The organism is Streptomyces sp. NPDC102258, from assembly GCF_055584685.1.
Window position 1 is genome coordinate 131,673 of record NZ_JBVJLO010000015.1, and the last position, 12,545, is coordinate 144,217.

Sequence of the window (12,545 nt, forward strand, 5' to 3'; positions counted from 1 at the left end):
TCCGCGTGGGATCGGTTGCGCGGCCACAGCGTGGCGCAGGTCACTCAATTCAGCGCGTAACGAATCGACTCGGGCATGCGATGAACCGACAGGTGTCCTCGCGCGGCCCCGGAATACCGACCCCCCTCGGGTCTGTTTCCCGAGTTCGCGCGATGATGTCCCGCCCACCCCTTATCTGTTCGCAACGAGAGGCTCCTTGTGTCGCTCAGCCCGTCCCGTACGTTCCCTCCGGAGATCGCCGAATCGGAGGCCCTCGTCGCGCTCGTCGAGCGCGGCCGCGAGCAGGGTCACATCAACGGTGACGATGTGCGTCAGGCCTTCGAGGCCGGCCGCATCCCGGTGGACCAGTGGAAGCGGGTCCTGCGCAGCCTGAACCAGGTCCTGGACGAGGAGGGTGTCGCTCTCCACGTCAGCGCCGCCCCCGCCACGAAGGCCGCCGCCAAGAAGCCCCGCAAGGCAGCCGCCGCCCCCGCCCGCACCGTGACGAAGAAGGCCGCCGCCGCGCCGCGCCCCATCGGCGCGCGCAAGACCGCGGCCACCGCCGCCCCGGCCACCGCCGCGGCGATATCCGCTTCGCCGGCCGCCGCCGAGGACGAGGCGACGGCCGGGGCCGCCGCCGAGCCGAAGAAGCGCACGGTCAAGAAGGCCGTCGCGAAGAAGGCCACGGCCACGAAGAAGACCGCCGCCACGAAGAAGGCCGGCGGCAAGGACGGCGACGAGGCCGAGACCCCGGCCGCCGAGGGCGAGGACTGGGCCGTCGAGGACCTCGCCGACGAGGCCGAGGAGGAGACGCCCAAGACGGGCGGCACCCAGGGCTTCGTCCTGTCCGACGACGACGAGGACGACGCTCCGGCGCAGACGGTCATGGTGGCCGGCGCCACCGCCGACCCCGTCAAGGACTACCTCAAGCTGATCGGCAAGGTGCCGCTCCTCAACGCCGAGCAGGAGGTCGAGCTCGCCAAGCGCATCGAGGCGGGCCTGTTCTCCGAGTACAAGCTCGAAGAGGAGGAGGACCACAAGCCCGCGTTCAAGCGCGAGCTGGAGATCCTCGTCGAGGACGGCCGCCGGGCCAAGAACCACCTGCTGGAGGCCAACCTCCGCCTCGTGGTCTCCCTGGCCAAGCGCTACACCGGCCGCGGCATGCTCTTCCTGGACCTGATCCAGGAGGGCAACGTCGGTCTGATCCGCGCGGTGGAGAAGTTCGACTACACCAAGGGCTTCAAGTTCTCCACGTACGCGACCTGGTGGATTCGGCAGGCGATCACGCGCGCCATGGCCGACCAGTCGCGCACCATCCGCATCCCCGTCCACATGGTCGAGATCATCAACAAGCTCGCCCGCGTGCAGCGCCAGATGCTCCAGGACCTCGGCCGGGAGCCCACTCCGGAGGAGCTGGGCAAGGAACTCGACATGACCCCCGAGAAGGTCATCGAGGTCCAGAAGTACGGCCGCGAGCCGATCTCCCTGCACACCCCCCTGGGTGAGGAGGGCGACAGCGAGTTCGGTGACCTCATCGAGGACTCCGAGGCGGTCGTCCCGGCCGACGCCGTGTCCTTCACGTTCCTCCAGGAGCAGCTGCAGTCCATCCTGGGCACGCTCTCGGAGCGCGAGGCGGGCGTGGTCTCCATGCGCTACGGCCTCAACGACGGCCAGCCGAAGACGCTGGACGAGATCGGCCGCGTGTACGGGGTCACCCGTGAGCGCATCCGCCAGATCGAGTCCAAGACCATGTCGAAGCTGCGTCACCCCTCGCGTTCGCAGGTGCTGCGCGACTACCTCGACTGATCCCCGGTCGGATACGACGGAACCTGCCGCGCGGGACGGAGAGTGCTCCGTCCCGCGCGGCAGGCGCGTATCGGGGGGCGGGGGGGCGGTCAGCCGGCGGCGCGCCGCTTGCGGGCCGCCATCAGGGCGTAGCCGAGGACGCCCGCGAAGAGGAACAGCACGCCCTGGTAGACGGCGGCGTAGCCGGAGCCGGCGACCAGCCACATCGAGAAGCCGAAGGCCAGGGCGGCCAGGACGGCGTCGCGCACCAGCCGGCCGCGCCGGACCCGCTCCCCCTGGCCGGAGGCCAGGAAGTAGAGCTGCGCGGCGGTGGACAGCAGGTAGGGGACGGTCGCCGTGAAGGTGGTGACCAGGACCAGGATCTCGAAGACGCCGTCGGAACCGGCCGTGTAGTTGTAGACGGTGAGGGCGGAGGCGAGCCCGGCCGTGACCAGGACGCCGACGACGGGGACCCCGCGCCGCTTGGTTTCGAAGACCTTCGGGAAGAGCCCGTCCTGGGCGGCGGCGTACGGGGTCTGCGCGCTGAGCAGGGTCCAGCCGTTGAGGGCGCCGAGCATCGAGATCACGGCGGCGCAGGCGACGAGGGTGCCGCCCCAGGTGCCGCCGAACATCGCGTTGACGGCGTCGCTGAAGGGGGCCTGGGAGTCGACCAGCTTCGCGTGGGAGACCAGCCCGAAGACGGAGAGGGTGCCGAGGAGGTAGACGACGGCGGCGCCCCCGGTCCCGAGGATGGTGGCGCGGCCGACGTTGCGGGCCGGATCGCGGACCTCGCCCGCGCTGACGGCGGCGGACTCCATGCCGAGGTAGCTGAAGAGCAGGATCGCCGCCGAGGCGGAGACGGCGCCGACCGGGCCCTGGCCGGTGGCCTGGAAGGGGCCGAGGTTCGCCGGGTCGAAGAAGAACAGCCCGCCCACGGCCACCAGCAGCAGCGGGACCAGCTTCAGGACGGTCGCCACCAGCTGCACGGCGCCCACGTACCGGGTGCCGGCCAGGTTGGCGAGGGCGGGCAGCCACTGGACGGCGAGGGCCGTCAGGCACAGGGACCAGGTGTGGGCGCCGACGGCCGGGAAGAGCACCGCGAGGTAGCCGACGGCCGCCACCGCGAGGGCCGCGTTCGAGACCCAGGCCGTGATCCAGTAGCTGTAGGCGGCGAGGAAGCCCGCGAAGTCGCCGAAGGCGGCGCGGACGTACACGTACGGGCCGCCGGTGCGCGGGTGGCGCTCGGCGAGCCGGCCGAAGACGAGGGCCAGGGCGATCGCGCCGGCGGTCAGGACGGCGAAGGCGACCAGGCTGATCGTGCCGAAGGGGGCGACCGAGGCGGGCAGCAGGAAGATCCCGCCGCCGATGATGTTGCCCATGACCAGGCAGATGGCGACCGGGAGGCCGAAGCCGCGGCCGTGCCGGTCGGCGGCCGGCCCGCCCGCACCGGTGGCGGGGGCGGGGGCCGACGGGGTCGCGGGGGCGGTCTCGGTGCTGGAGGGTGGGGCTGCGGTGCTGGTCATCGGGGGTGCGCCTCGGAAGATCTCACATGGTGGGCAGGTCTCCACATGGTTGACCACGCCGAAGTCCGTACCAAATCACCGGGTTTCGTCCGGCGCGGGCACGCATGCGGAAGGAAGGGTTCCACTCGATGCGGCCTCCGGCCGCCGATCCTCCGGCGGCCGCTCCGCGCCCGTCAGGGGCACCTGCGGCCCGTCCGCCTCCCGCAGCCAGCGGCGCAGTACGTGGTGCACGGCCTCCGCGCCCACCAGCGCGGGGCCGGGCTCCGACAGCACCGTCGGCCACATCAGGAACGGGTGCCCCTGCTCTCCGCCGAGGCCCCCGTGCGAGCCGATCTGCTCCTCGAAGGCGTGCACGGCCCCGGTCGCCGGGTCGTACGCGGAGTTGACCATGATGTCGGCCACGTGTGGGAAGGAGTCCGTACGGCGGACCGCGTCGGCCGCGCCCGGGCCGAAGACCGCCAGCAGCTCCTCCGCCGCCCCCGGCACGTCCAGCCGGGCGCTCGCCCCGCCCGGCCCCAGCACCTCCCCGTCCACCAGCAGGAAACCCACCCCGGGATGGTGGGCCAGGGTGGGCAGCAGCGCCGGGTGCGCGCGCTCGATCCACTCCCGGGTGGCCCGCCCCGGCACACCGGGGAAGGAGACCAGCCCGAGGTTGCCCGAGGCCAGCACCACCGGGTCGGAGCCGGGCGCCGGGCGGGCCTCCTCGTCCTCCTCGACGGGCCGGCGCAGGGCCGCCAGTACGGCCGCGCGGGCCTCGGCGCCGCTGCGGCTGCGGCGGGCCCGGCGCGGGACGGGCAGCCCGCAGCCGGCCCGGACCAGGTCCTTCAGGGTCAGGCCGTAGCGGGCGAGGAAGGTCTCCCCAGGGCTCTGGCCGTGGTCCGACAGGAGCACCAGGCGGTACTCGCGGGGCGCGTGCTCGGCGACCCGGGCGATCAGCGCCAGGCTCCGGTCGAGCCGGGCCAGCACCTGGTCGGTGTCCCGGCCGCGCGGCCCCGAGTGGTGCGCGACCTCGTCGTAGGCCACCAGGTCCGCGTACACGGCGGCGCGCCCCGCCAGCATGTCGCCGATCACCGCCGAGACGACCACGTCCCGTTCGACGACCGTCGCGAAGGCCCGCAGCACCGGGTACAGCCCGCCGCGCGAGACCCAGGGCGTCACCTTGCGCAGCCGTGCCCGCAGGGACTGGCCGATCTCCCGGGCCACCTCGGCGACCAGCGACAGGGCGGTGCGCACGGCGTTGGCCGGATCGGAGAAGTACGCGAAGTAGCCCGCGCGGGAGCGGTTGGCGCGGCCCCGGCGGGCGGCGACCGCGAGGACCAGGGCCACCTGGTCGGCGCCGCCGCTGAAGAGGTTGCCGCGGCTGGCGCCGTCGAGGGTGAGCAGCCCGCCGTCCGCGGTCCGCTCGGCGGCCCGGCGCTGGAGCTCGGCGGCGCTGCTGGGCCGGTTGCAGACCATCACCTCGCCGGTGTCCTTCTCGTACCAGCGGAAGGCGGGGACGTCGAAGGTGGAGCCGTGCAGGATGCCGAGCTGGCTGGCGCCGGTCTGGCTGGACCAGTCCGTCTGCCAGGGCGTCAGCCGGTGCGTGTGTTCCAGCCAGCCGGCCACCGTCGGCATCAGGCCGTCGGCCGCCGCCCGCCGCAGCACCTCGTGCCCGACGCCGTCGAGCTGGAGGAAGACCAGCCCGGGCGCGCCGCCCGGGGGCGCCCCGTGGCGGCGCCGGCGCCGGTCGGCCAGCCGGTACAGGCGTCGGCGGTACGCCTCGTCGTCGCGCACCGCCAGGGCGGTGGAGGTGGCCGACGCGACGGCGGACATCACGGCGGCGACGACCACCGCCGTCTCCGGGGCCACCCGGGCGCCGCGCCCCTCGGGGATCAGGTCGAGCGCCGCGAGCAGCAGCGAGCCGTTGAGGAAGAACACCAGGAGCCCGAGCACCAGGGCGGGCACGAGCAGCACGGCCCGTACCAGGAGGGGCCAGACGAGGGCGCTGAGCAGGCCGAAGGCTCCGGCCGCCCAGGCGGCGGTGAGCCCGACCCGGGTGACGCTGGCGCCGTCGGCGGACTGGAGGCGGAAGTCGGGCAGGATCGCGGCGAGCGCGAGCATCGTGAGGGTGGACGCCGCCCAGACGAGGACCACCCGTATAAGTGCCCCGCCCGCGGCCCGCCACCGCAACCGCCTCCGCCGCACGCCGTACCCGCCTCGCTCCACGGTCCGCGCCCCGCCCGCGGACCCCCCGCCAGCGTCGCACAGGCGGCCCGATCCGGGCGGTCGCCGAGGCCGCGCACGGGAGTTCGGTGGGGGCGCGGGCGGTCTACGTGCCGTCGTACCCGGCGGTGGGCATGGACAGGCGCCGGTGCACCTCGGCCTTCATGGCGGAGGTGTAGCGCGGCTCGTCCAGTCCGGCGGTCTCCAGGCGGACGCCGCGCCGCGCGCACTCGGCGGCGAACTCCTCCACCGAGCGCAGGGCTCGGGCCAGGACCCGCCGGTTGGGGGCGACGAACAGGTCGACCTGCCCGGCGTCCACGTCGCACCACAGGCCGCAGTGGTCGGCCCGCAGCCCGTAGAAGAGCAGGTGGCGGGTGACCACGTAGCCCTGTGCGGCGGCCCAGCGCGCGCACATGGCGTGCTGACTGCGGGTGTCCACGGCGAAGGGGTCGGCGTCGAGTTCTTCGAGCGGGGCCAGGCTGGCGATCGCGGCCACGCGCAGCGCTTCCATGGCGCCCGACCCTACTCCGATCCGGGCCCGGGGAGGAGGGGGTGGCCGGGATCCGGTTGCCGGGGGCGCTTGCGGGCAGGTCAGCGGAGGAGAGCCGCGCAGGCTTAGGCTCGGTGGGCCGCGGGCCGTGTGCCGGGGGCCGAGGGAGGGAGTGCGGGGTGCCGGTGGATATCACCTGGTGGGGTCATGCGACGTGCACGGTGCGGGATTCCGGCGTACGGGTGCTGACGGACCCGCTGTTCGCCCGGCGGCTCGCGCATCTGCGGCGCAGGCGCGGGGCGGTGCCCCCGCCCGAGGCGGCGGAGGCGGACGTGGTGCTGGTGTCGCACCTGCACGCCGACCACCTGCACCTGCCCTCGCTGGCCCGGCTCGCGCCCGGCACCCGGCTCGTGGTGCCCCGGGGCGCGCCCCGGGCGGTGCCGGGGCTGGCGCGGCTGGCCCGGGTCCGGGGGCTGGCGCTGACGGAGGTGGCCGCGGGCGAGGAGGTCGGCGTACGGGAGGGCGTACGGATCCGGGCGGTCACCGCCCGGCACGACGGGCGGCGGCTGCCGTACGGGCCCGAGCGGGCGCCCGCGCTGGGGTACGTGGTGCACGGCTCGGAGCGGACGTACTTCGCCGGGGACACCGGACTGTTCGGCACCTTGGCGGAGGAGGTCGGTCCGGTGGACGTGGCGCTGCTGCCGGTCGGCGGGTGGGGTCCGTACCTGGGGCCGGGCCATCTGGACCCGGAGCGGGCGGCGCGGGCGGCGGCGCTGCTGGGGCCGGCGGCGGCGGTGCCGGTGCACTACGGGACGTACTGGCCGATCGGCATGGACGCGGTCCGGCCGCACGAGTTCCACGCGCCGGGTGAGGAGTTCGCCCGGTGGGCGCGGCGGCTCGCGCCGGAGGTGGCCGTACGGGTGCCCGCGCACGGGGAGCGGGTGCGGCTGCCGTGACGCCGTGGTGGGTGGCGGCGGAGGTCGTCGGCCGGGTGACACCGGAGACCACCCGGCAGGCCGTGGGGTACCCGGCGCTGTTCGTGCTGGTGGCACTGGGGGCCCTGGTGCCGGTGATCCCGACGGGGGCGCTGGTGAGTTCGGCGGCGGTGGTGGCGTTCCATCAGCGCTCGTTGCCGTTCGGGGTGCTGCTGGTGTGCGGGGTGGCGGCCCTGGCGGCCTTCTGCGGGGACGTCGCCCTGTACTGGCTGGGGCGCGGCGGGGTGCGGTCGAAGAACGGCTCGCGGTGGCTGGAGTCGCTGCGCGGGCGGGCCACGCCGGAGCGGCTGGAGCACGCGCGGACGAGGCTGGACGAGCACGGGGTGCTGGTGCTGGTCCTCTCGCGGCTGGTGCCGGCCGGGCGGATCCCGGTGATGCTGGCCTGCCTGCTGAGCGGGATGCCGCTGCGGCGGTTCGCCCGGGGGGACGCCCCGGCGTGCCTGGCCTGGGCGGCGACGTACGGGCTGATCGGGATCCTGGGCGGCTCGCTCTTCTCGGAGCCGTGGAAGGGCGTGGCCCTGGCGGTGGCCCTGACCGTGCTGATCAGCGCCGCCCCGGCCCTGTGGCGGCGGCTGCGCCCGGAACCGCCGCCGGGGTAGCGGCGCGGGCACCCGGGGGCGTCAGGGCGCACGGACCCGGGGCATCAGGGCACAGGCGGACCCGGCATCGGGCCGCAGGCGGACCCGGGGCATCAGGCCGCAGGCGGACCCGGCATCAGGCCGCAAGCGCAGCAGGGCGTCAGGCCGCGGGCGCGCCCGGGGCATCGGGCCGCAGGCGGACCCCGGCGTCAGGCCGCAGGCGGACCCGGCACCAGGCCGCAAGCGCACCGGGGCGTCAGGCCGCAAGCGCACCAGGGGCATCAGGCCGCGGGCGCACCCGGGCGTCAGGCGGAGGCCGGTGGGCGGCGGGTGGTCCAGGGGTGGGTGGCTTCGAGTTGGGCGGCGACCTGGAGGAGCGTGGGCTCGGCGTGCTCCCGGCCCACCAGCTGGACGGCGAGCGGCAGGCCGTCCGTACCGAAGCCGGCCGGGACGGACGCCGCCGGGTTGCCGGTGACGTTCCACAGGGCGGTGTAGGCGATCATCGGGCGCGAGCGGAGCATCGCCCCCGCCATGCCCCGGCCGTCGAGGGCGCCCACCCGCCGGGGCCGGCCGGCCAGCGTCGGGGTGAGCAGCAGGTCGACGCGGTCGAAGACCCGGTTGGCGCGTACGGCCATCCGCTCCCCCGCCCGGACCGCCCGCTCCACGACGGCCTCGGGCACCAACCGGGCGGCCCGTACGGTTTGCCGGGTCCGCCGCTCCAGGAGCTCCGGGTGCTCGACGGTCAGGGCCTCGGCGCGTACGCCCCCGTAGAACTGGGGGAGGAAGGCGGCGGTGGTGTCGGGGAGGCCGGGGTCGGTCCGCCGGACGTCGTGGCCCAGGGCGCGCAGGGTCCGGACGGTTTCGCGCAGGGCCTCCAGGTGTTCCGGGTGCAGGCGTACGCCTGGCGCCGCGGGCCGGGCGGACCAGCCGATCCGCAGCCGGCCGGGCTCGGTGGTGGCCGCCCGGACGAAGCCGGTCGCGGCGGGGCGGGCCGCCCAGCGGTCCCCGGGGGCCGGGCCGCTGAGGACGTCGTAGAGCAGGGCACTGTCCAGCATGGCCGCGCTGCGGTTTGAGGCCGAACAGGCCGCAGCAGGCGGCGGCCGCGACCGCCGCGGCGCTGCCGCCGCTGGAGCCGCCGGGGGTGCGGGAGGTGTCCCAGGGGTTGCGGGCGTAGCCGTGGGCCGCCGACTCGGTGAAGGGCCACTGCCCGAATTCCGGCATCGTCGTCTTCCCCACGATCACCGCTCCGGCCGCCCGCAGCCGGCGCACCGACTCGCAGTCGCGGGCGGCCGGGGTGCGGTTGGCGGCGCCGCCGAAGGTGGTGACCTCTCCGGCGACGTCCAGTTCGTCCTTGACGGCCACGGGGACGCCGAGCAGCGGGAGGTCCTCCCCGGCCGCGCGGGCGGCGTCGCGGGCGTCGGCCTCCGCCAGCGCCCGGGCGCCGAGCACGACCCGGAAGGCGCCGAGGCCGGGGTCGAGCCGCTCGATCCGGCGCAGTGAGGCCTCGGTGAGCGCCCGCGCGGTGACCTCGCCGGCGCGTACGAGTGCGGCCTGCCGGGCGGCTCCCAGGAACATCAGCTCACTGTCGTCCACGTACGCGCCTTCCGCTCCGGGTGGGTGGGGGCGAGCAGGCTATCGACGGACGGACGTCCGGGAAAGGGACCCCCGCACGGCGTGCGGAGTCCTCACCGGGCGCCGAACTCCCGGCCGCCGAACTCCCGGGAGCCGCCGATCGGGAGGTCCCAGAGGTCCTCGCGGGACAGCCCGGCGCGGGCCCAGGCGGCGCGAACGCGGTGCAGGGGTTCGGTGACCGGTTCGGCGGACAGGACGAAGGCGCCCCAGTGCATCGGGGCCATCCGGCGGGCGCCGAGGTCGCGGCAGGCCCGGACGGCCTCCTCCGGGTCGGCGTGCACGTCGCGGAGCCACCAGCGCGGGGCGTAGGCCCCGATGGGCAGCAGGGCGAGGTCGATCCCGGGGTGGCGGCGGCCGATCTCCCCGAACCAGTGGCCGTACCCGGTGTCGCCCGCGAAGTAGACGGTGTGGCCGTTCGCCCTGTCGGTCAGGATCCAGCCGCCCCACAGGGTCCGGCAGGTGTCCAGCAGCGAGCGCTTGGACCAGTGGTGGGCCGGCACGAACTCGAAGCGTACGCCGCCCAGTTCGGCGGACTCCCACCAGTCGAGCTCGGTGACCCGGGTGAAGCCGCGGCGGCGGCACCAGCGGGCGAGCCCGGCGGGGACGAAGAGGGCGGTGTGGCGGGGCAGCCGCCTGAGGGTGGGGGCGTCGAGGTGGTCGTAGTGGTTGTGGCTGATCACCACCGCGTCGACGGGCGGCAGATCCTCCCAGGGCACCCCGACGGGGGTCATCCGGGCCGGGGTGCCGAGGATGCGCCGGGACCAGACCGGATCGGTGAGCACCGTCAGCCCGCCGGCCCGCAGGACCCAGCTGGCGTGTCCGGCCCAGGTGACGCAGACGGCGCCCGGGGACGCGGCGGGCAGCGGGGCGGGCTCGTACGGCAGGTCGGGGATCCCGCGCAGCCCGTCGGGACCGGGCCGGAACGCCCCCTCGCGGGCGAGGCGCGCGAAGGCCCGGACACCGGGCAGCGGGGTGGTCAGCCGGTCCGCGAACGACCGCGGCCACACCCGTACCTCCCCGAGGGTCCGCGTCCCGCCGGTCCCCGGGGCGGGTGCGGGGCGGGCGGCGGGGCCCGGCGGGACGGGAGCGGGCGCGGCGGGGGCCGGTGCGGCGGCGGGCGGGGCGGGGGCGTCCGTCTGGTCCCTCATCGGGAGTCTCCGTTCAGGGGCGGCCGGTTCGGGCGGGGGCGGGTCAGTCGGCCAGGCCGGCGAGCACCGAGCCGAGCCGGTCCAGCGCGTCCCGGACGTGCGGCAGCGCCAGCGGTTCGCGGGACCCGAGCGCGGCCAGGCGTTCCTCCGGGGTGGCGCCGAGCAGCGGGCCGGTCGACAACCGCACGCGTGGCGCGCCCAGTTCGTCCGCGAACCGCTGGCCGCCGGGGGTGGGCGCGCCCAGCCGGGCGCCGAGCCAGTCCTCCAGCTCCATCGCGTCGCCGACGCCGTGCCGGGCCAGCCCGGCGCGCAGCGGGGTCAGGTCGGCGTACAGGTGGCGGCCGGCCTGCGGCGGCCGGGCCAGGGCCCCGGCGGCCAGCAGTTCCCGGTGGGCGGCGGCGGCGACCGCGCCGTGCAGGGCGGCGGCCGCGTACGCGCGTCCCGCGACGGCGTCGGGTTCGTCGAGGGCGTGCGCGGCGGCTGCCGCGACGGGGCCGGCGACCGCGGCGCCGGTGGCGGTGAGGACGTCGAGGGTGCGGGCCCGCAGCCAGGTGCCGCGCGGGGTGCCGGGGAAGCGGACGACGGCGGCGGGCCAGCCGGCCGGCAGCAGCGCGCCGGACAGGTCGACCAGGACGGCGGCCTGCTCGGGGAGCATCTCGGCGGGGCTCAGCACCAGGGTGTCGTGGGGCCGGTGGACGGTGTCGCGCCAGCTCTCGTCGCTGACCACGAACAGCCCGGCGGACTCCGCCGCCTCGCAGGCCTCGCGCAGCATTTCCGGCGGCGGCACGGTCGCGGTGGGGTCGTCGGCGACCGACAGCAGCAGGACGCGGGGGTCGCCGCCCTCGGCCCGGACCCGCCGGACGGTCTCCAGCAGGGCGTACGGGTCGGGGATGCCCCCGCACTCCGCCGGGGTGGGCACGTGGTAGGCCCGCCGTCCCAGCAGCCGGACCTGCGGGGTCCACCAGGCGGGACAGGGCCGGGGCAGCAGCACGTCGCCGCCGTACGCGCCGAGCAGGGCCAGCAGCAGGGCGGGCGCGCCGGGTCCGGCGGCGACGTTCTCGGGGGCGGTGGCGAGCCCGCGCCGGGCCCAGTAGCGGCAGGCGGCCTCGTGTACGGCCGGTCCGCCGCCCGGGGGCTCGGGGGCGGCCCGCCCGGCGGCTCCGGCGAGGACGGCGGCCAGCTCGGGCAGCACGGGCAGGCCGGGCGGGGGTCCGGGGGGACCGTAGCGGACGGGGCCGCGCCCCTGCGCGGCGGAGCGCCACGCTCCGGATGCTCCGGCTCCGGCTCCGGCCAGTCGCCCTTCCGCCATCCCCGCCACGCGTCCGCCTCCCGTTGCCGCCACCACTGCCACGCCGACCGACCAGCCGTGACCTTTATACGATGATGTGCCCCGCGATGCCCGTCCAGCGGCGTCCGTCGACCCCTTCCCGGGCCTACCCCTCCGAGCGCCCTCTCAGCCCCGCCTCCCGACCAGCGCCAGCAGCCGGGTCTGCGCGTTCGCCCCGGCGGGGAAGTCCAGCGGCGCGACGAACATCCCGCTCGCCGCGAGGGTGTCGGCGTACGGCATGACCTCCTTGAGGGCGAATTCCACCAGCCCGTCGGGCAGCTCCTCGTCCGCGCCGATCGCCCGCGCGAGGTCCCAGGTGTGCACGACGCAGTCGGTGATCAGCTCCGAGCAGTACGCGGACCCGCGCGTGGGCCCGTACGACAGCGCCACGGTCCGCTCCAGCGCGCCCGGCTCGGCGAAGGCGTCGAGGGCGGCGGCCGAGGCCCGGTCCCAGGCGGTGACCGGGTCCGCGCCGAGCGGATCGCCGGAGAGGGCGTCGCCCACGTCCGCCACCGTGCGGCCCTCGGTGAGCAGGGGCGGGATCCAGAGCTGTTCGCCGGTCACGTGGGCGACCAGGTCCCGCACGGTCCACTCGGTGCAGGGCGTCGGCGCGTCCCACCGGTCGTCCCCGACCTCCCGCACCCGCTCGCCGAACAGCCGCAGCGCCGCGGCGTGCTGTTCGAGCAGCGTCTCCGGCATGGCTCTCACCGTCCTCCGTGCTCGGATCCCCCTGGGGCCCACTGTCCTCGCCCCCTCCCGCCCCTGCCACCGACCGGCCGACCGCCCTTGGGAGAGAAGCGGACTGTCCACATATCAATACGCGTATCTCATCCACCGAACATCCCCGCTACGGTGATCACCACGCTTCCCGACATCGAGGAGTCCC

10 protein-coding genes and 1 pseudogene are annotated in these 12,545 nt (G+C 75.9%); 3 read left to right on the forward strand and 8 right to left on the reverse strand.

The window, feature by feature from the left end; genetic code table 11:
• The first annotated feature begins 198 nt into the window (after window positions 1-198).
• On the forward strand, window positions 199-1,785 hold the full coding sequence (locus ACZ6ZT_RS24205) for an RNA polymerase sigma factor (RefSeq protein WP_469721958.1): 1,587 nt from the start codon (window positions 199-201) through the stop codon (window positions 1,783-1,785).
• An 89-nt stretch (window positions 1,786-1,874) separates the two neighbouring features.
• On the opposite strand, the gene ACZ6ZT_RS24210 is transcribed toward ACZ6ZT_RS24205, so the two are convergent.
• The 3 genes from ACZ6ZT_RS24210 to ACZ6ZT_RS24220 form a co-directional block, all read right to left on the reverse strand.
• The gene (locus tag ACZ6ZT_RS24210) at window positions 1,875-3,287 is read right to left on the reverse strand and encodes an amino acid permease (protein ID WP_469721960.1); all 1,413 of its coding nucleotides are present in this window, start codon (window positions 3,285-3,287) and stop codon (window positions 1,875-1,877) included.
• Between the two features lie 75 nt (window positions 3,288-3,362).
• Window positions 3,363-5,426, reverse strand: coding sequence for a phage holin family protein (locus ACZ6ZT_RS24215; protein WP_469722015.1), 2,064 nt, complete (start codon window positions 5,424-5,426; stop codon window positions 3,363-3,365).
• 169 nt (window positions 5,427-5,595) lie between these two features.
• Window positions 5,596-6,000 (reverse strand): hypothetical protein, encoded by a 405-nt coding sequence (locus ACZ6ZT_RS24220; RefSeq protein ID WP_469721961.1) that lies wholly within the window; start codon window positions 5,998-6,000, stop codon window positions 5,596-5,598.
• A 158-nt stretch (window positions 6,001-6,158) separates the two neighbouring features.
• Here ACZ6ZT_RS24220 and ACZ6ZT_RS24225 point away from each other — a divergent pair, with 158 nt between their 5' ends.
• Together ACZ6ZT_RS24225 and ACZ6ZT_RS24230 are read left to right on the forward strand one after the other, a co-directional pair.
• A complete protein-coding gene (locus ACZ6ZT_RS24225) occupies window positions 6,159-6,935 on the forward strand; it encodes an MBL fold metallo-hydrolase (RefSeq protein ID WP_469721962.1) in 777 nt (258 codons plus the stop codon).
• Window positions 6,932-7,573: a DedA family protein gene (locus ACZ6ZT_RS24230; RefSeq protein ID WP_469721964.1), complete on the forward strand. Its 642-nt coding sequence runs from the start codon at window positions 6,932-6,934 to the stop codon at window positions 7,571-7,573. Before ACZ6ZT_RS24225 ends, ACZ6ZT_RS24230 begins: the two co-directional genes overlap by 4 nt.
• A gap of 284 nt (window positions 7,574-7,857) precedes the next feature.
• On the opposite strand, the gene ACZ6ZT_RS24235 is transcribed toward ACZ6ZT_RS24230, so the two are convergent.
• The 5 genes and pseudogenes from ACZ6ZT_RS24235 to ACZ6ZT_RS24255 all read right to left on the reverse strand — a co-directional run bounded on the left by ACZ6ZT_RS24235 (window position 7,858) and on the right by ACZ6ZT_RS24255 (window position 12,358).
• The gene (locus ACZ6ZT_RS24235) at window positions 7,858-8,607 is read right to left on the reverse strand and encodes an amidase family protein (protein WP_469721965.1); all 750 of its coding nucleotides are present in this window, start codon (window positions 8,605-8,607) and stop codon (window positions 7,858-7,860) included.
• 103 nt (window positions 8,608-8,710) lie between these two features.
• Window positions 8,711-9,127 (reverse strand): annotated as a pseudogene (locus ACZ6ZT_RS24240) (amidase family protein); the annotation flags it as partial.
• Between the two features lie 110 nt (window positions 9,128-9,237).
• The gene (locus ACZ6ZT_RS24245; RefSeq protein WP_469721966.1) at window positions 9,238-10,332 is read right to left on the reverse strand and encodes an MBL fold metallo-hydrolase; all 1,095 of its coding nucleotides are present in this window, start codon (window positions 10,330-10,332) and stop codon (window positions 9,238-9,240) included.
• Window positions 10,333-10,375: 43 nt separating this feature from the next.
• Window positions 10,376-11,641 (reverse strand): aminotransferase class I/II-fold pyridoxal phosphate-dependent enzyme, encoded by a 1,266-nt coding sequence (locus tag ACZ6ZT_RS24250; protein WP_469722016.1) that lies wholly within the window; start codon window positions 11,639-11,641, stop codon window positions 10,376-10,378.
• A 144-nt stretch (window positions 11,642-11,785) separates the two neighbouring features.
• Entirely contained in the window at window positions 11,786-12,358 is a 573-nt protein-coding gene (locus ACZ6ZT_RS24255) for a TIGR03086 family metal-binding protein (RefSeq protein WP_469721967.1), read from the reverse strand.
• Between the last annotated feature and the right edge of the window lie 187 nt (window positions 12,359-12,545).

Coding starts and splice junctions, on each gene's coding strand:
- ACZ6ZT_RS24210 (WP_469721960.1), bottom strand. CDS start 3,287: ATGACCAGCACCGCAGCCCCACCCTCCAGCACCGAGACCGCCCCCGCG.
- ACZ6ZT_RS24220 (WP_469721961.1), bottom strand. CDS start 6,000: ATGGAAGCGCTGCGCGTGGCCGCGATCGCCAGCCTGGCCCCGCTCGAA.
- ACZ6ZT_RS24235 (WP_469721965.1), bottom strand. CDS start 8,607: ATGCTGGACAGTGCCCTGCTCTACGACGTCCTCAGCGGCCCGGCCCCC.
- ACZ6ZT_RS24245 (WP_469721966.1), bottom strand. CDS start 10,332: ATGAGGGACCAGACGGACGCCCCCGCCCCGCCCGCCGCCGCACCGGCC.
- ACZ6ZT_RS24250 (WP_469722016.1), bottom strand. CDS start 11,641: ATGGCGGAAGGGCGACTGGCCGGAGCCGGAGCCGGAGCATCCGGAGCG.
- ACZ6ZT_RS24255 (WP_469721967.1), bottom strand. CDS start 12,358: ATGCCGGAGACGCTGCTCGAACAGCACGCCGCGGCGCTGCGGCTGTTC.